27 protein-coding genes and 1 tRNA gene are annotated in these 24,422 nt (G+C 59.6%); 11 read left to right on the plus strand and 17 right to left on the minus strand.

Annotation, left to right across the window (positions count from 1 at the left end; translation table 11 throughout):
• The first annotated feature begins 55 nt into the window (after nucleotides 1-55).
• From pstB to ACP7CZ_RS19880, 4 genes are all read left to right on the plus strand, one after another.
• Nucleotides 56-817 carry a phosphate ABC transporter ATP-binding protein PstB gene (gene pstB, locus ACP7CZ_RS19865; RefSeq protein ID WP_019817112.1) on the plus strand — a complete coding sequence of 254 codons (762 nt, stop codon included), beginning with the start codon at nucleotides 56-58 and terminating at the stop codon, nucleotides 815-817.
• A 56-nt stretch (nucleotides 818-873) separates the two neighbouring features.
• Nucleotides 874-1,572, plus strand: a complete 699-nt coding sequence (locus tag ACP7CZ_RS19870) for a hypothetical protein (protein ID WP_034127520.1) — start codon at nucleotides 874-876, stop codon at nucleotides 1,570-1,572.
• Nucleotides 1,572-2,189, plus strand: coding sequence for a hypothetical protein (locus ACP7CZ_RS19875; protein ID WP_294204316.1), 618 nt, complete (start codon nucleotides 1,572-1,574; stop codon nucleotides 2,187-2,189). The genes ACP7CZ_RS19870 and ACP7CZ_RS19875 overlap by 1 nt, the downstream gene beginning before the upstream one ends.
• A 369-nt stretch (nucleotides 2,190-2,558) precedes the next feature.
• A complete protein-coding gene (locus tag ACP7CZ_RS19880; RefSeq protein ID WP_294204318.1) occupies nucleotides 2,559-4,418 on the plus strand; it encodes a calcium-binding protein in 1,860 nt (619 codons plus the stop codon).
• Between the two features lie 154 nt (nucleotides 4,419-4,572).
• Here ACP7CZ_RS19880 and ACP7CZ_RS19885 read toward each other — a convergent pair whose 3' ends face one another.
• On the minus strand, nucleotides 4,573-5,040 hold the full coding sequence (locus tag ACP7CZ_RS19885) for a MerR family transcriptional regulator (protein ID WP_229999364.1): 468 nt from the start codon (nucleotides 5,038-5,040) through the stop codon (nucleotides 4,573-4,575).
• Between the two features lie 94 nt (nucleotides 5,041-5,134).
• Here ACP7CZ_RS19885 and ACP7CZ_RS19890 point away from each other — a divergent pair, with 94 nt between their 5' ends.
• The gene (locus ACP7CZ_RS19890) at nucleotides 5,135-5,773 is read left to right on the plus strand and encodes an NAD(P)H-dependent oxidoreductase (protein WP_034127517.1); all 639 of its coding nucleotides are present in this window, start codon (nucleotides 5,135-5,137) and stop codon (nucleotides 5,771-5,773) included.
• A 156-nt stretch (nucleotides 5,774-5,929) separates the two neighbouring features.
• Here the strand turns inward: ACP7CZ_RS19890 and ACP7CZ_RS19895 are convergent.
• Nucleotides 5,930-6,016: transfer RNA gene (locus tag ACP7CZ_RS19895), tRNA-Leu, on the minus strand.
• Nucleotides 6,017-6,239: 223 nt separating this feature from the next.
• Between ACP7CZ_RS19895 and ACP7CZ_RS19900 the strand changes: the two genes are divergently transcribed.
• Complete coding sequence (locus ACP7CZ_RS19900; protein WP_198861593.1) at nucleotides 6,240-6,716, plus strand: hypothetical protein; 477 nt, start codon at nucleotides 6,240-6,242, stop codon at nucleotides 6,714-6,716.
• 133 nt (nucleotides 6,717-6,849) lie between these two features.
• On the opposite strand, the gene ACP7CZ_RS19905 is transcribed toward ACP7CZ_RS19900, so the two are convergent.
• Complete coding sequence (locus ACP7CZ_RS19905) at nucleotides 6,850-7,377, minus strand: DinB family protein (protein WP_054897299.1); 528 nt, start codon at nucleotides 7,375-7,377, stop codon at nucleotides 6,850-6,852.
• Between the two features lie 124 nt (nucleotides 7,378-7,501).
• Here ACP7CZ_RS19905 and ACP7CZ_RS19910 point away from each other — a divergent pair, with 124 nt between their 5' ends.
• On the plus strand, nucleotides 7,502-8,200 hold the full coding sequence (locus ACP7CZ_RS19910; RefSeq protein ID WP_034127613.1) for a tellurite resistance TerB family protein: 699 nt from the start codon (nucleotides 7,502-7,504) through the stop codon (nucleotides 8,198-8,200).
• Here the strand turns inward: ACP7CZ_RS19910 and ACP7CZ_RS19915 are convergent.
• From ACP7CZ_RS19915 to ACP7CZ_RS19950, 8 genes are all read right to left on the minus strand, one after another.
• Nucleotides 8,197-9,009, minus strand: coding sequence for a hypothetical protein (locus ACP7CZ_RS19915; RefSeq protein WP_186527361.1), 813 nt, complete (start codon nucleotides 9,007-9,009; stop codon nucleotides 8,197-8,199). The genes ACP7CZ_RS19910 and ACP7CZ_RS19915 overlap by 4 nt on opposite strands.
• Before the next feature lie 18 nt (nucleotides 9,010-9,027).
• Nucleotides 9,028-9,375 carry a DUF2493 domain-containing protein gene (locus tag ACP7CZ_RS19920; protein WP_003191350.1) on the minus strand — a complete coding sequence of 116 codons (348 nt, stop codon included), beginning with the start codon at nucleotides 9,373-9,375 and terminating at the stop codon, nucleotides 9,028-9,030.
• A 64-nt stretch (nucleotides 9,376-9,439) separates the two neighbouring features.
• Nucleotides 9,440-12,154 (minus strand): magnesium-translocating P-type ATPase, encoded by a 2,715-nt coding sequence (gene mgtA, locus ACP7CZ_RS19925; protein ID WP_057975829.1) that lies wholly within the window; start codon nucleotides 12,152-12,154, stop codon nucleotides 9,440-9,442.
• Nucleotides 12,155-12,390: 236 nt separating this feature from the next.
• Entirely contained in the window at nucleotides 12,391-12,684 is a 294-nt protein-coding gene (locus tag ACP7CZ_RS19930; protein ID WP_294204322.1) for a hypothetical protein, read from the minus strand.
• Nucleotides 12,685-13,002: 318 nt separating this feature from the next.
• Nucleotides 13,003-13,614, minus strand: coding sequence for a LysE family transporter (locus tag ACP7CZ_RS19935; RefSeq protein WP_054897296.1), 612 nt, complete (start codon nucleotides 13,612-13,614; stop codon nucleotides 13,003-13,005).
• Between the two features lie 276 nt (nucleotides 13,615-13,890).
• A complete protein-coding gene (locus tag ACP7CZ_RS19940; protein WP_054919095.1) occupies nucleotides 13,891-14,373 on the minus strand; it encodes an arsenate reductase ArsC in 483 nt (160 codons plus the stop codon).
• 11 nt (nucleotides 14,374-14,384) lie between these two features.
• Nucleotides 14,385-15,668 (minus strand): arsenic transporter, encoded by a 1,284-nt coding sequence (locus ACP7CZ_RS19945; protein WP_294204323.1) that lies wholly within the window; start codon nucleotides 15,666-15,668, stop codon nucleotides 14,385-14,387.
• Between the two features lie 19 nt (nucleotides 15,669-15,687).
• Nucleotides 15,688-16,044: a metalloregulator ArsR/SmtB family transcription factor gene (locus tag ACP7CZ_RS19950; RefSeq protein WP_034127507.1), complete on the minus strand. Its 357-nt coding sequence runs from the start codon at nucleotides 16,042-16,044 to the stop codon at nucleotides 15,688-15,690.
• Nucleotides 16,045-16,221: 177 nt separating this feature from the next.
• Between ACP7CZ_RS19950 and ACP7CZ_RS19955 the strand changes: the two genes are divergently transcribed.
• The 4 genes from ACP7CZ_RS19955 (at nucleotide 16,222) to ACP7CZ_RS19970 (ending at nucleotide 18,039) form a co-directional block, all read left to right on the plus strand.
• The gene (locus ACP7CZ_RS19955; RefSeq protein WP_003191339.1) at nucleotides 16,222-16,437 is read left to right on the plus strand and encodes a hypothetical protein; all 216 of its coding nucleotides are present in this window, start codon (nucleotides 16,222-16,224) and stop codon (nucleotides 16,435-16,437) included.
• Between the two features lie 71 nt (nucleotides 16,438-16,508).
• Nucleotides 16,509-17,204: an AzlC family ABC transporter permease gene (locus tag ACP7CZ_RS19960; RefSeq protein ID WP_054897293.1), complete on the plus strand. Its 696-nt coding sequence runs from the start codon at nucleotides 16,509-16,511 to the stop codon at nucleotides 17,202-17,204.
• Nucleotides 17,201-17,512: an AzlD domain-containing protein gene (locus ACP7CZ_RS19965; protein WP_014718527.1), complete on the plus strand. Its 312-nt coding sequence runs from the start codon at nucleotides 17,201-17,203 to the stop codon at nucleotides 17,510-17,512. Before ACP7CZ_RS19960 ends, ACP7CZ_RS19965 begins: the two co-directional genes overlap by 4 nt.
• 173 nt (nucleotides 17,513-17,685) lie before the next feature.
• Entirely contained in the window at nucleotides 17,686-18,039 is a 354-nt protein-coding gene (locus tag ACP7CZ_RS19970) for a hypothetical protein (protein WP_054897292.1), read from the plus strand.
• A gap of 148 nt (nucleotides 18,040-18,187) precedes the next feature.
• Here ACP7CZ_RS19970 and ACP7CZ_RS19975 read toward each other — a convergent pair whose 3' ends face one another.
• The 6 genes from ACP7CZ_RS19975 to modA all read right to left on the minus strand — a co-directional run bounded on the left by ACP7CZ_RS19975 (nucleotide 18,188) and on the right by modA (nucleotide 24,362).
• Nucleotides 18,188-18,892 (minus strand): YoaK family protein, encoded by a 705-nt coding sequence (locus ACP7CZ_RS19975; RefSeq protein ID WP_057975835.1) that lies wholly within the window; start codon nucleotides 18,890-18,892, stop codon nucleotides 18,188-18,190.
• A 69-nt stretch (nucleotides 18,893-18,961) separates the two neighbouring features.
• Complete coding sequence (locus tag ACP7CZ_RS19980) at nucleotides 18,962-20,596, minus strand: ABC-F family ATP-binding cassette domain-containing protein (protein WP_054897336.1); 1,635 nt, start codon at nucleotides 20,594-20,596, stop codon at nucleotides 18,962-18,964.
• Between the two features lie 123 nt (nucleotides 20,597-20,719).
• A complete protein-coding gene (locus ACP7CZ_RS19985) occupies nucleotides 20,720-21,769 on the minus strand; it encodes a DNA topoisomerase IB (RefSeq protein WP_034127504.1) in 1,050 nt (349 codons plus the stop codon).
• 74 nt (nucleotides 21,770-21,843) lie between these two features.
• Nucleotides 21,844-22,923, minus strand: coding sequence for a molybdenum ABC transporter ATP-binding protein (modC, locus tag ACP7CZ_RS19990; protein ID WP_103299632.1), 1,080 nt, complete (start codon nucleotides 22,921-22,923; stop codon nucleotides 21,844-21,846).
• 5 nt (nucleotides 22,924-22,928) lie between these two features.
• Nucleotides 22,929-23,609 (minus strand): molybdate ABC transporter permease subunit, encoded by a 681-nt coding sequence (gene modB / locus ACP7CZ_RS19995; protein WP_294204330.1) that lies wholly within the window; start codon nucleotides 23,607-23,609, stop codon nucleotides 22,929-22,931.
• Nucleotides 23,610-24,362, minus strand: a complete 753-nt coding sequence (gene modA, locus ACP7CZ_RS20000) for a molybdate ABC transporter substrate-binding protein (RefSeq protein ID WP_054898424.1) — start codon at nucleotides 24,360-24,362, stop codon at nucleotides 23,610-23,612. It abuts the gene before it with no gap.
• Nucleotides 24,363-24,422: the final 60 nt, after the last annotated feature.

Here is a 24,422-nt window from a genome sequence, read left to right on the forward strand (position 1 = left end):
GAACGTCTCAACTGCGCAAATAGCCGCTCCGTTTGTTACCCAATCGCCTGTGGTCATGGACTGCAAGCTGGACAGGATTTTCTACGGCAACTTCATGGCAGTGCGTGACAGCCATGTGCCGATCGAGAAAAACAAGATCACCGGTTTCATCGGCCCGTCCGGCTGCGGCAAAAGTACGGTACTGCGCAGCCTCAACCGCATGAACGACCTGGTGAAGGGCTTTCGCTTCGAGGGCCACGTGCATTTCCTGGGTCAGGACGTATATGGCAAGGGTGTAGACCCGGTGGTGGTGCGCCGTTACATCGGTATGGTGTTCCAGCAGCCGAACCCGTTTTCCATGAGCATCTTCGACAACGTCGCCTTCGGCCTGCGCTTGAACCGCTACAAAGGCGACCTGGGCGACCGCGTCAAGCACGCCCTGCAAGGCGCGGCGCTGTGGGATGAAGTCAAGGACAAGCTCAAGGTCAGCGGCCTGTCGCTTTCCGGTGGCCAGCAGCAACGGCTGTGTATTGCCCGCGCTATCGCCACCGAGCCGGAAGTGCTGTTGCTCGACGAGCCGTGCTCGGCACTCGACCCGATTGCGACTCGCCGGGTAGAGGAGCTGATGGTGGAACTGAAGAAGGATTACACCATCGCCCTGGTCACCCACAACATGCAGCAGGCCATCCGCGTGGCGGACACCACGGCGTTTTTCTCGGTGGATATTTCCCAGGGCACGCGTACCGGCTACCTGGTGGAAATGGGCCCGACCGCGCAGATTTTTGGCAGCCCGCGTGAACAGATGACCGAGGATTACATCAGCGGCAAATTCAGCTGAGTAACTCCATGTTCGATAGAAACCACACGTGCGCCACCGTCAGCCCAGGAACGCCAATGTCTGCAACGCATCGTCTTGATTTGTCAGCGATTGAACGCGCGCTCCGCAAAGTGCAGAGCCGCTTTGCCCAGCTCAGCACGCAATTTACCGAGCCGCGCGACCCCTTGACCGACGAAGTGCTGCACAACGTGCTTGAAGGCTATGCGCTGGTTGACGACTATGTCGCACGGGGCGTTGACCTGTTTGACCTTCATCATCTGGACCTGATGCTGGAGATCAACGCCACGGTGCTCTGCGGTAGCGACCCGGCGCGCCGCGTGGAATACGCGCAGCACCTGGCCGCCACCGAAGAGCACTTCTTCAACAACGTTGAAGGCGGTATCAAGGACTTGTTCAATTGGTACTGCGCGTATCGCAGTGAATCGGTGTGGAAGCGTGCGGCCGGTGTGTATGTGCGCATCCTCAGCAAGCCGCAGTTGTTCATCGAAGGCAACAACCGCAGTGGTTCGCTGATCGTCAGTTATCTGCTGATGCGGGCCGGGTTGCCACCGTTCGTGCTGACGCTGGAAAATGCCGAGGGTTACTTCAATCCTTCCTCGGTAATCCGCAACTCGGCCAAACATGGGGTCAAGGCGTTGTATGAATTGCCCAAGATCAAGAAAAAGTACGCCGCCTTCCTGGAGGAACAGGCGCCGGATCCCAAGGCGTTTTTCTTGAGCGACGCACCACAGCCTATTTATCAGGGAGGCCATTAATGCGCCGGTATCCAACACTCGCCAGCCGAGCCGTGCAAGCCATCCAGCAGGCGCTTCTCACGCGTGCCGCCAAGCGCCCGAGCGTACGCATCTCCTTTGATATCGACGACACATTGGCTTGCCAGCTCCACCACGCTGACGTCGAGAGCAGCTGGCTACCGGCCTGCGCTCATCGTTGGTGGGGAGAACCGCTGCGTATCGGTACCCGTTCGCTGACGCGGCAGCTGCGGCGCCAGGGTTGCAGTATCTGGGTCTACACCTCATCGGGCAGGGCGCCTTCCTACATCAGGCGTTGGCTGATGCTGTACGGCATCCGTGTCGACGGCGTGGTCAATAGCGAGCGGCATAACCACGCCCTCACGGTGCATGGGCTGTCGAACACCCCCTCGAAATTTCCGCCGGCCTTCGATATTGATTTGCACGTGGACGATTCCGAGGGCGTGCGCCTTGAGGGCAACGACCACGGCTTTCGCGTGGTGGTGGTCGACCCGCAGGATGAGCACTGGGCGCAACGAGTGCTTGAAGCCGTCGCGGGCGTGCAGGCGCAACTGGCCCGGCAGCAATTACCCAGGTTCAAGCAGCCTGTATGCCAAGGTGCTGAGGTTTATTCTTCCTGAGCTCCAGTGAAACCTGAACTTATCGAGCCCTTATTGCAGTTCACAACTTGCTATAAGGGTTTGATTTTCTTTGACTCGCCAGTCACGAACAACACAGAACTTCACCTCTTGTTCGTCAAACAGCGCTTATGGCGCTTTTGTCGTCTATCTTTCTAAGTACATACCCTTGTCATCCGATAGTCGGTCACTTTAACGCGGCACTTCTGGGCTAGTGTTGACGAGCTTCCTTAATGGTCAACCTAGATATTAAGCAACGAAGCAGCCTGAACAGAATGCACAACAACAACTTCAATGCATATTGTTTAGCCCGACGCATCAGGTATTACCGTTGACTTTCGGTGTTGATCGCTGGGCTCAAGGAGTACTGACATGGCTATATTCGATTACAAGGGGCAAGATGCCCGCGTCCTGATTTCAGATGCCTGGACCCTCGCCACTTATACCAGTGGTGTAGCGACCGTCGGCGCGCTCTACAATATTCCGGGGCTTGTGCTGGGCGAGGGCAACACCTTCGCGCTGCCCAAGGGCTGGCGTGAGATCGGCGCGAGCGAACTGCAGGTTGATAGCAGTCACACCGACATCACTGGAAGTTTTACCGGCGACGGCGTCTTTGGTTCTCAAGCCAGGGTGTTTGGTCAATACGATGACAGCGGCCAATTAGTCAAAATGGGTTTTTCCATTGCCGGCACCAACTCGCCAATTGATCTGCTGGGTTGGCCGGCGATGATCGATAACTCTTATATCAACGGCTACGACTACCTGCTCAACTCAATCAAGGATTACGCCACCGGCCATAACCTGAGCGGCAAGGATGTTCTGGTCACCGGCTATAGCCAGGGTGGCTCCGTTACCAACAGCATGTATATCGGCAAGGACACTTTGGCAGACGGTTTTTTCAAGGATTCGGACTACTTTGGCATGGAGTCGCCCAAGTCCAGCAACAGCGACGGAATCTTCAACTTCGGTTTTGAAAACGATGTGGTCCACCGCCTCACGGGGCAAGAGACCAACGTGGGCAGCGCCATTATCGATGCGCTTCAAGGCAGTGACGCCAGTTACACTTCGACGACTGACAACATCGTGCTGTTCGACACGATCTACGCGCTGCCAACCTGGCCCAATGGTCCGTTCTCAATTGCCAACCTGTCAGGCTGGGCCGCGCACCTGGAAGGCATTTTCATCAACCCTATCCAGCGTATCGCCCAATCGACCTTCTACGATTACATCGAACGCGACAGCACCATCATCATCAGCAACCTCGACGCCATCAGCCGCAGCTTTACCTGGGTCAGCGACAAACAGACCGCCACCTCCAACCATTACGGCACACCGTCCTTCCTGCTGGGCACCGACAGTTCGGACAAGCTGCAGGACGGGCGCAGCGATGACTTCCTCGACGGGTTCAAGGGTGACGACAGTTTCCGCGTGAGTACCGGTACCGATATTGTCGCCGGCGGTGAAGGCAACGACAAAGTCTTCCTCAAAGGCACTGTGTCTTCCTACGAAGCGGTGAAGCTCAGCGATGGCACGTTGTTTCTGAACGACAGCAGCGGCCAATATGGCCTGAAGGAATTGCACGGCGTAGAGCATGTAGAGTTCGAAACCGGCCTGGCCAACAGCCTCGGGCATGTGCCCGTGCTCGGCGGGCTCTTCGGTGGCATCGGCGAGGCCCTCACGCCGGCCTATACGGTGACCAGTGGCAAACTCGACTTCGAAGGCCTGTTCGGCGCCGATAAGGCGTATGCCAGATCCATCGAAGGCAGCCAACTGGCCGACACCCTCAAAGGCACCGCCGCGCGCGACCTGATATTCGGCCAGAACGGCAATGACCGGCTCGAGGGTGGCGCCGGCAATGACCTGCTGCACGGCGGCGACGGCAACGACACGCTACTGGGTGGCACCGGTAACGATTCGCTGTATGGCGCCAGCGGCAATGACGTCTTGATCGGCGGGCTGGGCAATGACCAACTCAGCGGTGGCGTGGGCAGCGACCTGTTTGTTTTCGACCAGCGCGGGTTCGGTCACGACGTGATCAGTGACTTCAACATTCATCAGAATGGGAAAGACCTGCTGGTGTTCGCCAAGTCGCTGTTCGCCAGCGCTGATGCTGTGCTCGGTGCGACTACCCAGCATGGCAGTGACAGCGTGATTCTGGCGGGGGACAGCAGTGTCACCCTGGTGGGGTTCAATGCGGCGCAGTTGAGTGCAGAGATGATCAGCGTGGTTTGATGCCGGATCGGTAAAGCCGGTGATAAAACCTCACAGGATCGTTGATGCTGTGGGGTTTTTTCTTGCTTATCGCTTTATAGCAATCTGTCAGTGCGAGAGGCAGCATCAGGTTTGTATTTGGTTGAGATCCAGATCTCGCAGTATTGCGCTTTCTTTACTTGCTGGTAGCCATCATGTGTTTGCTTCGCATGACTACGGCTCGATCAGGTCGTAATCGCTCCACGCTGCTTGGGCAATCCAATCCAGGTGCGATGCCCGTACGAAGGCTTTCTTCGAGGACTTCTTGCAGCATCAACAACTCCTCACGCTGCACTTTTAGCGTGGCTTCGATGTGCTGTATCTCCTCCAGGCGTACATTGATCTGTTCCAGAGTGAGGGATTTGGAGCAGCTACCGTCATGAAGGAAGAGGCCACGAATGGTGTCGAGGGAAAACCCCAACCTTTGCGCATGGATCACGACTTCCAAGCGTTTAATGGTGGTTTCGCTGTAATAGCGATAGTTGTTCACGTCACGCGTGGGAGCGTCCAGCAGGCCTTGCTCCTCGTAGTAGCGTATTGCTGAAGCAGCAAGGCCTGTGCGTCGCGAAATCTCGCCGATCTTCATTTTTTGCTTGACCTTCAAGTTGACTTTAATCCGCAGTATAAGCCGGAGCGCAATCCTGAAGGTATTCGGATTGGGCTGGATAAAGACCGTTGACCTACGTGGAATATGAAGAATGAGCAAAATAACCGAGTTACTGAATTGGCGTTATGCGACGAAAAGTTATGACCCGTCCAAGACCGTGCCGGCTGAAAAGCTGGAGCGAATTCTGGAAGCGGTACGACTGACGGCGACCTCGAGCGGCCTCCAGCCATTTGAATTGCTGGTGGTGACTAATCCGCACATTCGCGAAAAGATCAAGGCGGTCAGCTGGAATCAGTCCCAGGTGACCGACTGCTCTCATTTACTGGTGTTCGCCGCCTGGGATGACATAACGCCTGAGCGCGTCAACATGATGTTCGACCTGACCAATACTGTACGAGCTACTGTCAACCAGGGGTGGGAAGATTACCGTCAAATGCTCCTCGGCATAGTCGCCGAGCGTGGGCAGGAGGCCAATTATCAAGCGGCTGCGCGCCAAGCCTATATTGGACTGGGCTCGGCTTTAATCGCCGCAGCGTCCGAGCAAGTCGACGCAACGCCCATGGAAGGCTTCGATCCCTCGGCTGTCGATGAGATTCTGGGACTGGGGGCCAGGCATCTGCGCAGTGTGGTGCTCCTGCCGTTGGGGTATCGGGCAGCAGAGTCTGACTGGCTGGTAAACCTGAAAAAAGTACGGCGGTCTCGAGAAAACTTCGTCACTGAAATCAACTAGGGAGACCGTGCAGCCGCCCCACATTGCGGCAATAGTGGGGTGGCGCTTCATGCGCCGAACGGATTGTGTTCGGCCGGCAGGACGCCGCTGATGAGAATTGCGGAACAGAAAAGATAAGGGCCTGCCCAGGTTTCCCTGGCAAGCCCTTGATATCTATGGTGCCCGAACCCGGAATCGAACCGGGACGCCCTTACGAGCGGGGGATTTTAAGTCCCATGCGTCTACCAGTTTCGCCATTCGGGCGGTAGCGCGGTGTAACAGGGTTGGGAATATATAGATCCAGCCGCTTCAGCGCAACCTCCCAGCCGGTTTTCCCGCATAAAGATGCGCAGAAAAAAACGTGGCAGATCAGTGATCTACAGGGCCTTTGTACCAAGTCCTGATGAACGCTTGCAACCCAGGAACAAGCCCCATAAATGACAGTCATAGCGATATGCCATTTCGGCATTTCGCAGGGAGTCGTTTGATGCTCAGTATCCGTAAGCAGGCTTGGATCATGGCCGCAGGTGTAGCGGGGTTGTTGGGCACTGGCGCGTTCAGCTCGGCGCAGGCGGGGAGTGCGGTGCAGTGGGGCGAATTTAGTGCGTCGTCTTCAGACAAGTTGACGGCCGGCTCGATGGACGTGGGCGGTGCCTATGTGTTGAAGCCGTCGGGTGTTTCCGTGGGGGATGTCGAGGCGCTGCAAGCTGGGCAAAAACAGAGTCAAAGCGAACTGCAAAGCTTGAAAAGCAAAGTGGAGGGCCAAGAGCGTGCGTTTGATGAGTTCAAGCGCAAGGACGGTTCGAGTGCCAGTAGCAGTGACAGTCAGCTATCGAGTCTCAAGCGTACGGTGGATGAGCAGAAGAGCACGATAGAGCGGCAGAAAAGCGAGATCGACGGTCTCAAGCGCAGCCTGGATGATTTGAAGCGCAGCGTGGAGACCTTGAGCAGCAAGGTGAAGTGACAGCACTGATGCTGTGGGCAATATAGGGCAACTGTGGGAGCTGGCTTGCCTGCGATAGCGATGTGTCAGTCACAGGTATGAACCTGTTACACCATCGCAGGCAAGCCAGCTCCCACATTGACCGTGTCGGCCTTCAGTCAATCAGTGCCAGCAAGTCGGTGACCCCCACGTCCACACCCGCCTGGCTCAGCAGTGTCGTCACCTGGCCGCGGTGATGAGTCTGGTGGTTGAAAAAGTGCACCAGCAAACCGAAGAAGGGTTTCTCGGCGGCCACGCCGCGCATGTTGTGATAACGCAGGCGTTGGTCGAGGTGGGGCTCTTGCAGGCTGTGGGCCCAATCGATGATGAGTTGATCCAGCCAGGCGCGATGGGCCGCTAGTTCGGCAAGACTGGCGAAGGCCAGTTGCTTGAGGTCGCCGGGCGTGGCAACCCCGTTCAGCGGCGCCAAGGCCGCAAAGTTGGCCGGGTGTTCGGCGAAGCGCTTGAGCCAGACGGTGTCACCCAGCATCAGGTGGTTCAAGGTGCCGAAGATCGAACCGAAAAACGCTTGGCGGTCCAGGGTCAACTGCGCGTGCGTCAGGGCGGCGGCGGCGTCGTAGACCTTGCGGTTCATCCATTGGTTATAGGTGGCCATCAGCGCAATGTGCTCGATGCGGTTCACCGCGGTTCTCCCTTCTTGGCGTGATGGCGCCATCATAAAGCTTGCCCGCCCGACGGTCATGGTGTTCCATCGCGGGAGGACTATGTTTGATCAATGCCACTATTGCGCCCCGGAGGGCGACACCATGAATACCAGCGATCTACTGGAACAACTGTTGCGTGCAGGGCAGCAAGGCGGCGGGGCTTCGGGCGGCGGCCTGGGCGGGTTGCTTGGAGGGTTGTTGAAGGGCGCCGGCACCGGCAATGCGTCTGCGGCGGGTGGCGGTTTGGGTGGTTTATTAGGTGGCCTGGGCGGCTTGTTGGGCGGCGCTCCGGCAGGTGGTACCACCCAGACGCGCAGCGGCGGTGGGATGAACTACGCGGCGCTGGCGTCCCTGGGGATGGCGGCCTTCCAGGCGTATCAAGCCTGGCAACGCCAACAGGCTTCGGCACCGCAGCAAGCTATCCAGACCGTTGACCAGCTTGAAGGGCCTGAAGCCGAAGCCCATAGCCACGGCGTACTGCGTGCGTTGATCGCGGCGGCCAAGGCCGATGGCAAAATCGATGCGCAAGAGCAGCAGATGATTTCTGCCGAGATCGGCCGTCATACCGACGACCCACAACTGCAGCAGTGGCTCGACGCCGAAGTCGCCAAGCCCCTGGATGCCGCCGATTTTGCCGAGTATGCCAATGACCCCGCACTCGCTGCGGAGATTTACCTGGCGAGCGTGATGCTGGTCAACGATCAGCAGGACGCCGAGCGCAATTACCTCGACGACCTGGCCGGTCAGTTGCAAATCGATCCGCAATTGCAGCTGCATCTGGAGCAGCAGGCCAAAGCCTAGAACCTCAGCGTCGCCCCAGTGGTCAGCCACTGGGCGCGATCGCCAATCAGGCTGCGCCCGACCAGCAGGTCCACGTCAACACATTCACCAATGTGCAAACGCGGCCCAGCCTGCCAGGCCTGTTCGCCGCCTTCCTGGCCATAACGCTCGCCAATCAGCGTGAGCTTCTCTGCCAACTGATATTCGAACCCCGTGCCCCAGGTCAGGCGATGTTGTTGATCACCGTCGTTGTAGGCGTGGCTCCAGCCGGCGTTCAGGTTCAGGCGCAAGGCATCCAGGGGTTGCCATGTCAGGGGGATGTTCAGGTCTGCGCCGTCAAGCCCGTGATGGCGATCCAGCGCGACATGCGCCCCGACAGCAATCGCCAGTTCCAAGCCCAAGTCTTGCCGTGACAGCACCTGCACCTTGGCTTGCGGGCTGATCTGCGTCTCGCCTTTGCCTGCATCCACGGCCCGTGACAACGCGGCGCCCCATTGCACGGCGGGCATGGCGCTGAACGTGCAGGCGGGCGACAAGGTGCCGTTATGGGTACTGCCCGCGTGCCGCTGGGCGCTGTACCAGGCGTCGACATTGCATTCACCCGGCGTGTTGATCGCGCCGTCGTCAACCACATAAGCGCCGCCTGCGGCTTGGGCTTTTGAAATCAACGCGGCCACCAGGACAAGGCCCAGGATCACGCCGATAAAGATCAGGTTGCGCTGCAATGCGCGGCGCTTTGCTGGCGGCAGTAACAGCAGGGTGTGGCGAGAGTGGCGTGCGCGATATTTGGCAAACCCGTCGCGGCGTGCCGGCGTGTGTTTTTTGTGCATGATGCACCTCGCTTGAGTTCAGCTTTCTACGGTCAGCACCGAAATGCCGCTGGCTTTGGCCTGGCAAACCAGCTCCGAGGTATCGTCACCGCCCGGCAGGGCAATGATCAGATCGGGGCGGCTGTCGGCCAGCATGAAGTGATTGCGCTGGCGTTCCGCCTGTTTGCCATGGCGCTGCCAATTGGGTGGATAACGCACTACGTCGATACCGATTTCCCGGGCCCATTCCTCGATCTCACTGCCCAGGAACTGGTTGCCGCCGTGGATCAGTACCTGCACCGGGCGCAGGCGGTGGTAAGCGTCCAGCACATGGCGGGACTTTTTGGTGTCGGCGTAATGACGACCTGCACAGATCAACACGCGCATGAGCAAATCCTTGTATTGCACGCAGGCGACCGGGCGGCCGCCTGCGTTTGAACGGCGGGGAGGGTCAGTACCACTGTTTGAAGCGGCGGATGTAGATCGTCTTCATCAGTTGGGCGACGCAGCAGTAAGCCAGCAAGGTGCCCACCAGCCATGGGAAGTACGCCAGCGGCAGCGGTTGCAGGCCCACCAGGGTGCCCAGCGGTGAGAACGGCACGTAGATGCCCAGGGCGATCACGATGCAGGTCATCATCAACACCGGCCAGGCGGCCGTGCTCTGGAAGAACGGGATCTTGCGGGTGCGTAGCATATGTACCACCAGGGTTTGCGAGAGCAGCCCTTCGATAAACCAGCCGGACTGGAACAGCGTCTGCATTTCCACACTGTTGGCCGAGAACACGTACCACATCAGCGCAAAGGTGGTGATGTCGAAGATCGACGAGGTCGGCCCGATCCAGATCATGAAGCGGCCGATGTTTTTCGCATCCCACTTGCGTGGCTTGGCCAGGTATTCCTTGTCCATCTTGTCCCAAGGCAGGGCCAGTTGGGAGATGTCGTACATCAGGTTCTGCAGCAGCAGATGGATCGCCAGCATCGGCATGAACGGGATGAACGCACTGGCCACCAGCACCGAGAACACGTTGCCGAAGTTGGAGCTGGCAGTCATGTTCAGGTACTTCATGATATTGCCGAAGGTTTCGCGGCCCTTGAGCACGCCTTCTTCCAGCACCATCAGGCTCTTTTCCAGCAGGATGATGTCGGCCGATTCCTTGGCGATGTCGGTGCCGCTGTCCACCGAAATACCCACATCGGCATCCCGCAGCGCCGGTGCATCGTTGATACCGTCACCGAGGAAGCCGACGGTGTGCCCGTTGGTTTGCAGCGCCTTGAGCACGCGGGATTTTTGCAGCGGCGTGAGCTTGGCGAATACGGTGCGCTCTTCTACGCGGCGCAGCAGGGTGGCGTCGTCCATGGCTTCGATTTCCACACCCAGCAGCGGCTGGCCGGGTTCCAGGCCAACCTGGCGGCAGATCTTGCTGGTGACCACGGCGTTGTCGCCGGTCAACACCTTGATCGCCACGCCAATCTGTTGCAGCGCCGCAATGGCCGGGCCTGCGGTTTCCTTCGGTGGGTCCAGGAACGTCAGGAAGCCCTGGATCACCAGGTTGCGTTCGTCGCTGGTGGTGTACTGCTGGCGTGCCAGCGCTTTAGGGATATTGCGGGTCGCTACCACCAGCACGCGGAAACCGTCTTCGTTGTAATCATTGGCGAGCGCCAGTAGCGCCTCACGACGGCGGTCATCCAGGGGCAAGGCTTCGCCGGCCTCCATGACATGGGTAGAAATGCTCAGCATCTCTTCCACCGCTCCCTTGCATACCAGCAACTGATCACCGGCGGCATCCTTGACCACGATCGACAGGCGACGACGGACAAAGTCGAACGGCAATTCATCGACCTTGCTGTAGGCAAACGGCACCTGGAACTTGGGGTTCTGTTCCGAGAACTGCACCACCGCCTGGTCCATCAGGTTTTTCATGCCGCTCTGGTGAAAGCTGTTGAGCCACGCCAGGGACAGCACGGCGTCATCGCGCTGGCCAAAGGCATTGACGTGATGCTCGAGGATGATCTTGTCCTGGGTGAGGGTGCCGGTCTTGTCAGTGCACAGCACATCCATCGAGCCGAAGTTCTGGATCGCATTGAGGCGCTTGACCACCACTTTGCGCTTGGCCATGGCCGTAGCCCCCTTGGCCAGGTTGGCGCTGACGATCATCGGCAGCATTTCCGGGGTAAGGCCGACGGCTACCGCCAGGGCAAACAGGAAGGCATCGCCCCAATCGCCCTTGGAGAAGCCATTGAGGAAAAACACGATGGGTACCATCACCAGCATGAAGCGGATCAGCAGCCAGCTGACACTGTTCACGCCCCGGTCGAAGGCGGTTTGCACCCGCGAGCCGACAATCGCCTTGGCCAGGGAGCCAAAGTAAGTGCGCGGCCCTGTTGCCACCACCACTGCTTTAGCGCGGCCGCTGACCACGTTGGTGCCCATGAAGCAGATGTTCGGCAAGTCCAGCAGGTTGCCCTGGTCGGCGGCCAGCGTAGAGGCGGACTTTTGCGTGACATCGCCCAGGGTGTCGTACTTCTCCACCGGCAAGGCTTCGCCGGTCAGCACGGCCTGGCTGATAAACAGGTCGCGGGACTCGATCAGGCGGATATCGGCGGGGATCATGTCGCCGGCTGACAGCTGCACGATGTCGCCGGCCACCAGGTCGCGCATCGGCACTTCGCGCAAGACCGGCTGGGCGCCAACCTGCTCGCGGCGCAGCACGGTGGCGGTAGTGCGTACCATGGCTTTGAGGGCTTCTGCGGATTTGGCCGAGCGGTGTTCTTGCCAGAAACGCAGCAGGCTGCTGAGCAACACCATGGTCATGATGATGATGACTTTGGTCAGGTCGACTTCTTCACCTGCCTGAAGTGGCAACCAATAGTCGGTGACAAAGCTGATACCGCCCAGGGTCAACAGCACGTAGATGAAGGGGTTGTTCAGTGCCTGCAGGAACTGGACGATAGCGTGTGGCGGCTTGTCATGGGCCACTTCGTTATAGCCTTCGCGTTGCAGGCGCGCCGAGGCGTCCAGTTCGGTCAGGCCGTCCTGGGTGGCCCGTACATTGGCGAGGGTGGCCGCCAGGCCATTGTGGGCTTCGCGGGCGGCACGCATCGACAGCCTGGTGTCGGGGGCGGTGCCATTTTTCTTGTGCAGAGGCGTGTTTTTTACGGCGCTCATTGTCTGTACTCCTGTCGCCAATTCTCGACAAAACATACCCTCTACTTACCTGCAGACAGGCGAGCGAAAGCATGCCGAGCCGCGGACTTCGCGATCGGTTCAAATAAAGTATTCACATAACTTCTGAAGGGCCCGCTAACAGCAAGTTAGTTAACTAGCGTGCAGCAGGCTACTACTGGACGTGTTCATAAAGAACTCCAGGGTCATCAATAAGAAAGTTGCTGTTTCCAGCGAGGTCAGGCGGCGCGAGTACTCAGGTAGAAACCGAGCATCAAGCGCGCTTGCGCCAGGCAGGAAACCTGGGGTCTCTGCGGGTCTTGAGGGTCGGCATGATCCCAGTGCTGCACCAGGTGGCCGCTTTCAGGGCAGATACGCCAGTGCGCCAGCGGCGGGGCTGGGCGCACTTGAGGGGAGGGTGTGACAAAGGTCGAGCGGCTTGGCGAAAAGCCCGCCGGCGCTCGGCACAGCTTGGCGCGCAGGGCTGCGACCAGTGTGCGCGTATCAGGCAAAACAAGGAGTTGGAAGGTCATAACACACCTCGGGACCGGACGGGCGACCGGTGAGGCAGTTACGGTGGAGCATCAAGCTCTAGCGCAGCTTACCGGACCTGGAACGCGAGTCCTGTCATATTCTGGGTTTGGCGCCCGATGCCCGCAAAGGCGGTGCTCGGACAGCGACTAGATACTGTGTCCATTGGCTTCTTTTGTGAGGTTTAAAAAAGGCCCCAGTTGCGGGCACGGGCAATCTACTCAGGGCGTCAGTGAATGTCAACGTATGATTAATTAAATTAACCAGTGTTCAGAGTTTGTTCAGACAAGAGGCGCGCGTAAGTTGTGGGTTGAATAACTTCATACACCTTGCGCGGCGAGGAGTGCCAGATAGATCAATACTAAACCGCAGGCCGCATAACTCACACGCTGCCAAGTCGGTGATGCGTTCTTGCGTAGCAGGTTCACCAAGGCGGCGGTAAGAAAACACGAGAGTACCGACGCCAGCATGAAGCCGGCAAAAAACATCAGGGTCTGTCCGTGACTGGGGGTGGTGCCGACAATCCCCGACAGTGCGCTGCCCAAGGCGCCCCAGTAGACGATGTTTTTCGGATTAGCCAAGGAAATCGCCGCGCCCACCGCCAACGCATTTTTGCCTGAGCTGGCAGGGGCATTGTCCATTGCCGGTAACTGCCAGGCATCAATCAGGCTGCGAATGCCCAGCCAGGCCAGGTACAGCGCGCAGACGATTGTAAGTGGAACCCGCACTGCATCATGCTGGATCAGCAGTGCGATACCGGTGAGGCCAATCACGGCCCAGACGGCGTCGCCCACCAGTGAGCCGAACTGCACCAGCAACGCCGGCGTGAAGCCATGGAGCAAGCCGCGGCGCAGAGTCTCTGCCAGCACGGCGCCGGGGGAAAGGCAAAATACAAAACCGAATACCAGAGCATAGACAAAGATCGACAGCATGCTCAGTTCCTTTCGAGAAAGTGCCAGAGCATACGTCAGTCCGGGAGAGGGATACCACGCCCTCTGTAGGAACGCCCGCGATGGCGGCGCGTCAGCGACTGAATCTTCAACTGAACCACCGCTATCGCAGGCAAGCCAGCTCCCACACTGGCCGTGTATTGCCCACAGGATCAGCGCCCCCTGTAGGAGCGAGCGTGCTCGCGAAAAGCGTCAACGATAACGTGCGTTTCCTGAATGACCGCGGTGCCTATGAGTTTTTCGCGAGCAAGCTCGCTCCTACACAGGCTGCGGCGTTAAGGCAATGCGATGGAGTTCAACCTTCAATTCATCCGGCGATAGACGTGCAAAGGGCAGCGCAAAAAACGCCTCGCAGCGTGCGGTGATAATGTCGAGGGTGGCCTTGAATGCAGCCTCTACTTGCGCCTCGTCACCCTGCACTTCGGAAGGGTCCTCCAGGCCCCAATGCGTCTTCACCGCTGGGCCGAAATATACGGGGCACGCTTCACCGGCTGCTTTATCGCACACGGTGATGACCACATCCGGCGGGCTGTCTTGAAAGGCCTCATTGCCCTTGCTGTACAAACCTTCGATGCTGATGCCCGCCGCCTGCAGCGTGCTCAGGCTACGGGGCAAGACCTGGCCCTTGGGAAAACTGCCGGCGCTGATCGCTTCAAAGCCCGGCGGCGCCAGGTGGTTGAACATCGCTTCGGACAAGATGCTGCGGCAGCTGTTGGCGGTACACATGAACAGCACTTTCATTGCAGTCTCCATTAGACGCTCAGGCGCAAGGCGAGGGCGGCGAGGGTGATCAGCAGGACGGGCAGGGTCAGCACGATCCCGACCTTGAAGTAGTAACCCCAGGTGATGGTGATGCCTTTGCGTGCCAGGATATGCAACCACAACAAGGTGGCCAGGCTGCCGATGGGGGTGATTTTCGGGCCCAGGTCGCTGCCGATCACATTGGCGTAGATCATCGCGTCCTTGACCACGCCCACGGCATGGCTGGACTCGATGGACAACGCGCCAATCAGCACGGTCGGCAGGTTATTCATGGCTGATGAGAGCAGCGCTGTCAGCACCCCGGTGCCCATGGCCGCGCCCCACACACCATAGGTGGCGAAGGTGTCGAGCCAGGTGGCCAGGTAGTCGGTCAGGCCGGCGTTACGCAGGCCATAGACCACCAGGTACATGCCCAGGGAAAAAATCACGATCTGCCACGGGGCTTCCTTGAGGACTTTACGCGTGGAAATCTGATGACCTTTGGCTGCAATCACCAGCAGCAGTACCGCACAGAACGCGGAGATCGCACTGATGGGAATGCCCAATGGTTCCAGAGCGAAACAGCCGACCAGCAGAATACCGAGTACCCACCAGCCGGCACGAAAGGTCGCACGGTCATGGATGGCACTGGCGGGGTCTTCCAGGTCGGACGGGTTGTAGGTCTGCGGAATATCCCGGCGGAAAAACCACAGCAGCACCGCGAGCGTGGCGGCGACACTGACCAGGTTCACCGGCACCATCACCGCGGCGTATTCGTTGAAGCCAATCTTGAAATAGTCCGCCGAGACGATATTCACCAGGTTCGACACCACCAGCGGCAGGCTCGCCGTGTCGGCGATATACCCTGCGCCCATGACGAAGGCCAGCGTCGCCGCCGGGGAAAAGCGCAAGGCCAGCAGCATCGACATCACGATAGGCGTCAGGATCAACGCCGCACCGTCGTTGGCAAACAGCGCCGATACCAGCGCACCCAGCAACACCATATAGGCAAACAACCGCCGGCCGCGGCCACGCCCCCAGCGCGCCACATGCAGCGCCGTCCAGGCGAAGAAACCGGCTTCGTCCAGCAACAGGCTGATGATGATCAGCGCGACGAAGGTGCCGGTGGCGTTCCAGATGATCTGCCACACCGCCGGGATGTCCGCCAGGCTGATCACCCCGCAGGCCAGCGCCAGGATCGCGCCCAGTGTGGCACTCCAGCCGACGCCCAGGCCCTTGGGTTGCCAGATGACCAGCACGATGGTGACGAGGAAAATCGCAATTGCGACAAGCATGAATAAACGCTCCGATGGCTCAGCAGCAGGTGCTGGCCCGTTGTGGTCTGTCGCCCATTGCATTCAGACGCAGTGCGTCATCCTGCAACCATGGCTGGTTGGCTTGCAGAGTGGTGTCCAGCACCTGAGTAACCCAGGCGGGCAGTGCCGGATTGATGCGGTAGTAGATCCATTGCCCTTGACGTCGGTCCACCAGTAGCCCGCAACTGCGCAATTGCGCGAGATGGCGGGAGATTTTTGGCTGGCTGTCGTCCAAGGCATGGATCAACTCACACACGCAAAGTTCGCCCTCGCGCAGGATCAGTAAGGTCACCCGTGCACGGGTGGCATCGGCCAAGCACTTGAACAGGGTGGGAGGAGAGAAGAGGTCTGACATGGTCAAGGACTTTTCAAGTAGAGATATTCGAATATACGTATTTGCATATATATAGGTCAAATCTTGTTTCAATTGATATGGATCAAAACCCTTTGAAAGCGCCACAACTGTTTGAAATTAAAATGAAACACAAATGTCCTAACGTGCCTGCCCATTGCTGATGAAGGAAGACCCCGCGTGACCCGAGCCACCCGCAACCTGCGCAAGACCCTGGATTCCGTCGCGGAAAATAACGAAACCGCGGCCTTTGACCTGATGCGCGCCGTGGAAAAACTCGGCGATGAAGTGCTGCGCCAGCGCCTGCTCAATACCATCCACCGGCTGAACCAGGATGCGTATGAATTGCGCGAAGCCCGGGATTCGGTGGAGCAGGTTTCGGTAAAGCTCGCCTGAGCAAGATCGTTCAAGACAAGCTTTCGTTCGCGCTGGCATGCTTGTCGACTGTCTGTCGATGAGCCGCTTCCATGCCCACTGCATTACCTCATTACGCCTTCACCCGCGGCGCCATCGCCGTCATTCCCTTATCCCTGGCCTGTGCGCCCTGGGGGTTGCTGGCCGGCTCCATGGCCATTGACGCGCAATTTACCCCGCTGCAAGCCCAAGGCTTGTCTGCCATTGTGTTTGCCGGTGCCGCACAACTGGTGGCCATCGGCATGGTCAAGAGCGGTGCCAGCCTGATTTCCATCGTGCTGACCACTTTGCTGCTCACATCCCAGCATCTGCTCTATGGCATGCACATGCGTCCTACGCTGTCTTCGCTCAACACCCGTTGGCGCATGAGCCTGGGGTTCTTGTTGACCGATGAATTCTTTGCCCTGGTCAACCACTACGACCGCGAGACCTTCAACCGCTGGTACGCCCTGGGCGTCGGCCTGACGTTTTACCTGGTCTGGAACCTCTTCACCCTTGCCGGCATTGTGCTGGGCAAAAGCATTCCCGGCCTTGATCAATTGGGGCTGGAGTTCTCGATTGCCGCGACCTTTATCGCCTTGATCACCCCTGTGGTGCGCGACGTGCCCACGGTGGTATGCGTTGCCGTGGCACTGCTGAGCTCGGTCTGGTTGAGTTATCTGCACTGGGAGTCGGCGGTGGTGGTCTCGGGTGTGTTGGGGATGAGCGCGGGGTTTGCCTGTAAACGGCTGGGAGTGGGGCAACGATGATTTACCTGATGATTGTGGCCATGGGCCTGGTGGTGTTCTTCAACCGTTACCTGTTTATCGAGCCGCGCTTGCCAGTACGGCTCAATCGCGGTGCGCGTGAATTTCTGGGCTTCGCCGTGCCGGGCATGCTCACCGCGATCTGCGGGCCGATTATTTTCCTGGCTGACCATCGGCTCAACCTGAGCCCGAGCAACCCTTATCTGCTGGCCGGCATCTGCGCCGTGGCGTTGATGTACTGGACGCGCAGCGTGTTGACCACGGTGCTATTGAGCATGGCGCTGTTCTATCTGTTCCGTTGGTGGTTTTGACACCCGGGCAAAAAAAAAGCCCGCGGGGTGGCGGGCAGAAGGGAGACTTCTAAAAAATGAGCCTGGCCACTATAGGCGGCGTGTTTGCCCTTCACAGTGAAACAAAGTTCATGGGCGCGTCAGTTGGCAGACGCACAGTGGTAGAGTCACGGTTTTTCCAAGGAAGCAATGGCATGCACAAAGTGGTAATGGGCGCATTGATACTGGCGGCACTGACCGGTTGCGCCGGTTCGAAGATGAAGGAAGCGCGCGCAGGCAGCCCCTACAAGACCCTGGCATCAGACAAGGCCACTCTGGTCGTTGCCCAGTGCATCCAGTTCGGCTGGCAGGATGAAAGCGTGTTCGGCGTCGATGCTGGCGGCTTCAAGGAAGCGACCGAGGCGGGTGGTTTTACGGTGTATACCACCGGTGGCGATTACTTTGTCGATGTACTCAGCACCGGCGCGGGTTCTACGGTCAACTACTATGCAGCACAGGACAATATGCCGGCCAAACGTCGCCTGGCAGCACTGGCCACTTGTCTGTAAGTCGGTTGCCTTAGCCATATTCCGAAATGCCTGGCGGGACAGCCGCTGGGCATTGGCCTATGATTCACTTGCTCGTTCGACGTGATGGCTCTTTACCGGTACACGGATGTCGAGGCTTAAACGTCGAACGAGCTCCTCCACCCCAACCTCACCGGGGCATGAAACCCAAGTGCCAGCGTCGCGGAATCAACAGTGTCGCCACCCCCAAGGCCGCAGCCAACGCACCACTGACCCACAATGCGCGCAGGCCCATCTGCTGTTCCAGCAGTGCACCGATCACAGCGCCAATGAACATCCCGCCCCACGGAATCAATTGCACGCGCCAGCCATTGCGGCGCTCCCCCAATAACCAACGGCCGAGCCCGCGACCAAAGCGTGACAGCGCTCCGGTGACGTAGGTCAGCCCCACCGGCAGCCCGTTCACTTCCTCGACGGCCGCGTTGAGCATGCCCATGGCAATGATAGCTGCGAGCAACGCGGGCAAGGTGTCGGTCGATGGCCACAACGCCGCAGCGCAGAGCAAGGCGCCGATGCACAGTAATAAGGGCAACGCATGGCGCTTGCTGAAACGGCTGACCAGCACGCCCAAGGCATTGCCGACCACGAAGGTGGTGACCAGCAATACCAGGCGCCCGGTGAGCCCCAGGTCGCCCGCACTGATGGCCACCGCCAGGCGCGTGGTGTTACCACTCATGAACGAGACGAAATCGCCGCTGGCCATAAAACCGATCGCATCGGTCATGCCCGCCAGCACCGACAGGCAGGCCACCAGCATCAAGCCCACGCGCCCGCGCCAGCGCTGACGACGGGCGAGCGTGGCATTGGTGTAAGGCTTGCGGGACGAAGGCAGCATGGGGCTGGTTTCCTCGGTGAGATTATCCGGCCACTACCGTAGGGCGCTTTGCCTGTCCGCGCAATGACCTCAGACACGCTCCAGTTGCCAGCCGGTGGCGTGCCACGTCAGATGGTGAGTCGGCTCGATCGCCTGCAAGAATGCCTCGTCGTGTGATACGGCCAGCAGCGCGCCGGTAAACCCCTTCAAAGCCTGCTCAAACGCTAGCACTGACTCCAGGTCCAGGTGATTGGTGGGTTCATCCAACAACAGTAATTGCGCCGGTGTATCACGCCACAAGGCCAGGGCCATCGCGGCTTTCAAGCGCTCGCCGCCGCTGAGTTGCCCTGCCGGCTGCGTAACCCGCAGCGCGTCCAGCTGCAAAAACGCCAGACGTGTGCGCAGTTCGGCTTCGGCCAGCGGCGTGTCGAGCAGGTTGAGTTGCTCGACAAGGCTGCGCCGGTCGTCCAGCAGCGCCAGGTGCTGATCAATGTACGCACTGGGCACCGCTACGCTGCACTTGCCACTGACCGCCTGCCAGTGGCCGGCCAGCAGTTTGAGCAAGGTCGATTTGCCGCAACCGTTCGGCCCACGCACGGCAACGCGAGCCGGACCTGTCAGGTTTAGCGTCAGGTAGCTGACGGGCGCCAGGGGATCGAGCCAGGGCAATTGCGCCTGCTCCAGCACCAGTACCTGGCGGCCATTGGGGACCGTCGAGCCTGATAATGCGAGCAGTGTGGGCGTCTCATCCGCCACGCGCTCGTAAGCCTGGCGCACCTGGGCGTCGAGTTGGTTTTTGCACGCATGATGGGCGCTACGCACGCTGCTGACGATCTCCTTTGCTGCGCTTTTCCAGCGCGCCTTGGTAAAACGGTCGACGTTGGCGGTCTCGGCCTGTTTACGTGCGCGTGCGGCATGGCGCTGCAGGTCGTCGTGGTCTTTTTGCAGACGCCGACGCTCACGGCTGCGGGCCAGACGCGCCTGTTCCCACGCAGCAATCGCGGCCTGCTGGTGAGTATCGCGTTGCTGGCGATAGGCGTCGTAGTTGCCGCCGTAGACCTGAATGCCAAGGGGCGAAAGCTCAATGATGCGACCCATGACGTTGAGCAACTGTCGATCATGGCTGACCACCACCAGGCCACCTCGCCAATCGCGCAACACACGCAACAGCCAATCGCGCCCGGCAGCATCAAGGTGGTTACTGGGCTCATCCAGAATCAGCAACTGCGGCGCAGCCAACAACGCCCCGATCAGCGCGACCCTGGCGAGTTGGCCACCGCTGAGTTGATCGGCCGGGGTACTGGCACTGAGGGTCTGCAAACCCGCTGCATCCAGTGCCTGGCGCAGGCGCTCGGCGAGGTCCCAGCGATCGTCGATCAGTTCCAGGTCACCGAGGCGTGCATCGCCCTGGGCCATACGTGCAAGGGCAGCCAAGGCTGCGGCAGTTGCGGTGATATCGGCGATGGTTTGCCCTGGTTGAGCCGTGATGGCCTGGGGCACATAGGCAACGTGGGCCGGTTTTTTCAACGTGCCGGAGGAGGGCAGCAGCACGCCGGCCATCAACTTGGCCAGGATACTTTTGCCCCGTCCATTGCGCCCGACGATACCGGTAGGCGTTTGATCAATGGACAGGTTCACGTCGGCCAGCAAGGTTTCGCCATTGGCGAACTGGAAAGACAGGTGTTGCAGGGAAACAAGAGCGGGCAGCCGTTTGACGTCAGTCATCAGCACCTCCAAAAAAATGTCGAACAGGCCAACAAGCGCGCCAGCGGCTCGTTGCAGATACATTTTGGAAGGCTTAGATGTTCACGTCGGCGGTCATCCCGTGAGTCAGAAGGGAGGCAGAGCCTAACCCACCTTAACTTTGTGCGGCAAGTCTTCGGCCAGTTTTTCCAGGAACATCGCCAGCGCGACTTCTTCGGCTTTCAAGCCTTTGCGCACCCGCGGCTTGGGCAACTTCGACAATTCGCCGAGGCTGAAATGCTCGAGCACCGCCGGGTGGATATAGCACTTGCGGCACACCGCCGGCGTATTGCCCAACTGCCGGGAGACATCCTTGACCATCGCCACCACATGCCGCTTGGCGTCGGATTCGGGCTGCCACGCCAACTCGCGCAACACCGCCAGCGCCATTGCTGTACCAGCCCAGGTGCGGTAGTCCTTGGCGGTAAAGTCTTCGCCGGTCAGGCTGTGCAGGTAGTCGTTGACATCCTGGGAGCTGACGGTATGCCGCTCACCGTCTTCGTCCAGGTACTGGAACAGGTTTTGCCCTGGCAATTCCATGCAACGCTTGACCACCCGGGCCAGGCGCCGATCCTTGACGCTGACTTGGTGCTCCACGCCACTCTTGCCACGAAACTGGAACTGGATCTCACTGCCCTTGATGTCCACATGGCGGTTGCGCAAGGTGGTCAGCCCGTAGGATTTGTTTTCACGGGCATATTGGGTATTGCCGACGCGGATCAGCGTGGCGTCCAGCAACATCACCACCGTGGCCAACACCTTTTCGCGGGTAAACCCCGGCTCGGCGATTTGAGCTTCGAGCTGTTTGCGCAATTTGGGCAACGCGGCGCCAAAAGCCTGCAAGCGCGAGTACTTGTCGCTGTCGCGCACCTCGCGCCAGCGTGGGTGGTAACGGTATTGCTTGCGGCCACGGGCGTCGCGGCCGGTGGCTTGCAGGTGGCCGCGAGGGTCGGCACAGATCCACACGTCGGTGTAGGCGGGCGGCACCGCCAAGGCGTTCAGGCGTTTTATTTCGTCCGCGTCGGTAATGCGCTCGCCCTTGGCGTTCAGATACTGGAACTTGCCTCGCACTTTTTTACGGCGGATGCCGGGCTGGGTGTCATCCACATAATGCAGGTCGCGGGGCAGGTCGGCGGGTAGCGAAGAGTCAGGCATGGGGCGGGTTCCTTGGCAACAAATCAGGCCGGTATGTCTGATTGACCGCAGCACCCTGCGGTCGTGCCAAATGGTTAAGCCAGCACCGCCACCGCCTTGATTTGCGCCCACAGTGTCTGGCCCGGATGCAGTTGCAACTGGTCGTGTGAGAAGCGCGTGATGCGTGCCAGCAAGGGCGTGCCGCCGGCGTCGAGGCGCACCAGCACGTGGGCGCTGTTGTCCGCGCCAATAGTCTGGGTGACGGTCACCGGCAAGCGGTTGAGGATGCTGCTGTGTTCCTGGGCCTGCAGGCTCAGGCTTACATCCCGTGCCTGGACCTTGACCCGCAGCGGGCTGCCCACCGCCAGCGGGACATGGGCCACGCGCATCTGCAACGGGCAATCGGGCAACTGCAGAGTGAGCAACTGATAGTGCGCGTCGTAGGCAACGACGCTGCCGGCGATCACCACGCCGGCATCGTCGCCCAGCGCCAAGGGCAGGTCGAGGCGCGCCAGGGTCTCGCCGATCGGGCCGCTGGCCAGGGCCTTGCCGTCGCTGAGCAAGACAATATGGTCGGCCAGTCGCGCCACTTCGTCCTGGGCATGGCTGACGTACAGCACCGGGATATCCAGCTCGTCGTGCAGGCGTTCCAGGTAAGGCAATATCTCGCTTTTGCGCTGGCTGTCCAGGGCCGCCAGTGGTTCATCCATCAACAACAACTTGGGGCTGGTGAGCAAGGCGCGGGCGATGCCGATGCGTTGGCGCTCGCCGCCGGACAAGTGTTGCGGGTGACGCTCAAGCAAGTGCCCGATGCCCAACAGTTCGGTGGCCTGCGCCAAGTCCACGCGCCGTTGCGGGCGCGGAATACGTTTGAGGCCGAACTCCAGATTGGCGCGCACCGACAGGTGCGCAAACAGGCTCGCCTCCTGGAACACATAGCCCAGAGCGCGTTTATGCGGCGGTACAAACATCCCTTTGCTGCTGTCTTGCCAGACCTCGCCGTTGACTTGTACAAAACCGTGTTCGGCGCGTTCCAATCCGGCGATGCAGCGCAGGCACGTGGTCTTGCCGGAGCCAGAATGCCCGTACAGCGCGCTCACGCCACGGCCGGGTAATTGCAGGTCAACATCCAGTGTGAAGGCGCAATACTTCAGGTGCAGGCGTATATCCATCATCGCGATCAGCTCCAGCCCATCTTGGTTTTACGGCTGGAATAGAGCGCCAGCAACACGAGGAAGGCGAACACCACCATGGCCCCGGCCAGCCAATGGGCCTGGGCATATTCCATGGCTTCGACGTGGTCGTAGATCTGCACCGAGACGACACGGGTCTTGTCCGGGATATTGCCGCCGATCATCAGCACCACGCCGAACTCACCGACGGTATGGGCAAAGCCCAGGATCGAGGCGGTGATGAACCCAGTGCGTGCCAGCGGAAGGATCACCGTGAAAAACGTGTCCCACGGGTTGGCGCGCAAGGTCGCGGCCACTTCCAGCGGGCGCGTGCCGATGGCAGAAAACGCATTCTGCAACGGCTGCACCACGAAGGGCATGGAGTAGATCACCGAGCCAATCACCAGCCCGGCGAAACTGAAGGTGAGGGTGCCCAGGCCCAGCCACTGGGTGAACTGGCCGACGTACCCGTTGGGCCCCATGGCCAACAGCAAGTAAAAGCCGATGACCGTTGGCGGCAACACCAACGGCAGTGCGACCACTGCGCCGATGGGGCCGCGCCACTTGGAACGGGTGCGCGACAGCCACAGGGCGATCGGTGTGCCGATGATCAATAGGATCAGGGTGGTCAGTGAGGCCAGTTTGAGGGTCAACCAGATCGCAGAAAAATCAGCACTCGTCAGGGGCATTTACAGCTCGTAACCGTAGGATTTGATAACGGCAGCCGCTTTCGGGCCTTTGAGGTAGTCCACCAGAGCCTTGGCGGCGGCGCTGTCCTTGCCCTTGTTGAGGATTACGGCGTCCTGTTTGATCGGGTCATGCAGGGACGCCGGAACAATCCACGCCGAACCGCCGGTGACTTTGCCGTCTTTGTAGATCTGCGACAAGGCCACAAAACCCAGCTCGGCGTTGCCGGTAGACACAAACTGATAAGCCTGGGTGATGTTCTGGCCCTCGACGAGCTTGTCCTTGACTTGGTCGCTCAAGCCTTCCCTGGCCAGCAATTGGGTGGCGGCCAGGCCGTAGGGCGCTGTTTTGGGGTTGGCGATGGACAAGTGCTTGAATTGGTTTTTCTTCAGCACATCACCCTTGGCATCCACATAGCCTTCTTTGGCCGACCACAGCGCCAGGGTGCCGACCGCGTAGGTGAAGCGTGAACCCTTGACGGTAGCGCCTTCGCTTTCGAGTTTTTGCGGGGTGGTGTCATCGGCGCTGAGGAACACCTCAAATGGCGCGCCGTTCTTGATCTGAGTGTAGAACTGCCCGGTGGCACCGTAAGCCGCGACCAGTTTATGGCCGGTGTCTTTCTCGAAGTCGGCGGCAATCGCCTGGATCGGGGCGGTGAAGTTGGCGGCCACGGCCACCTGCACTTCATCGGCATGGGCCGTACCCAAGGCAAAGGCGGCAAGCAGGGGGGCCAGGCGCGAAACGCGGGTCATCATGAAGCAACTCCTTGAAGGTGTACGGCAGGTTGTAGGTAAAGAGGCTTACCGCTATGTATG

Origin of the sequence: Pseudomonas sp. DWP2-2 (genome assembly GCF_049897065.1) — a bacterium.
Lineage (GTDB): Bacteria > Pseudomonadota > Gammaproteobacteria > Pseudomonadales > Pseudomonadaceae > Aquipseudomonas > Aquipseudomonas paracarnis.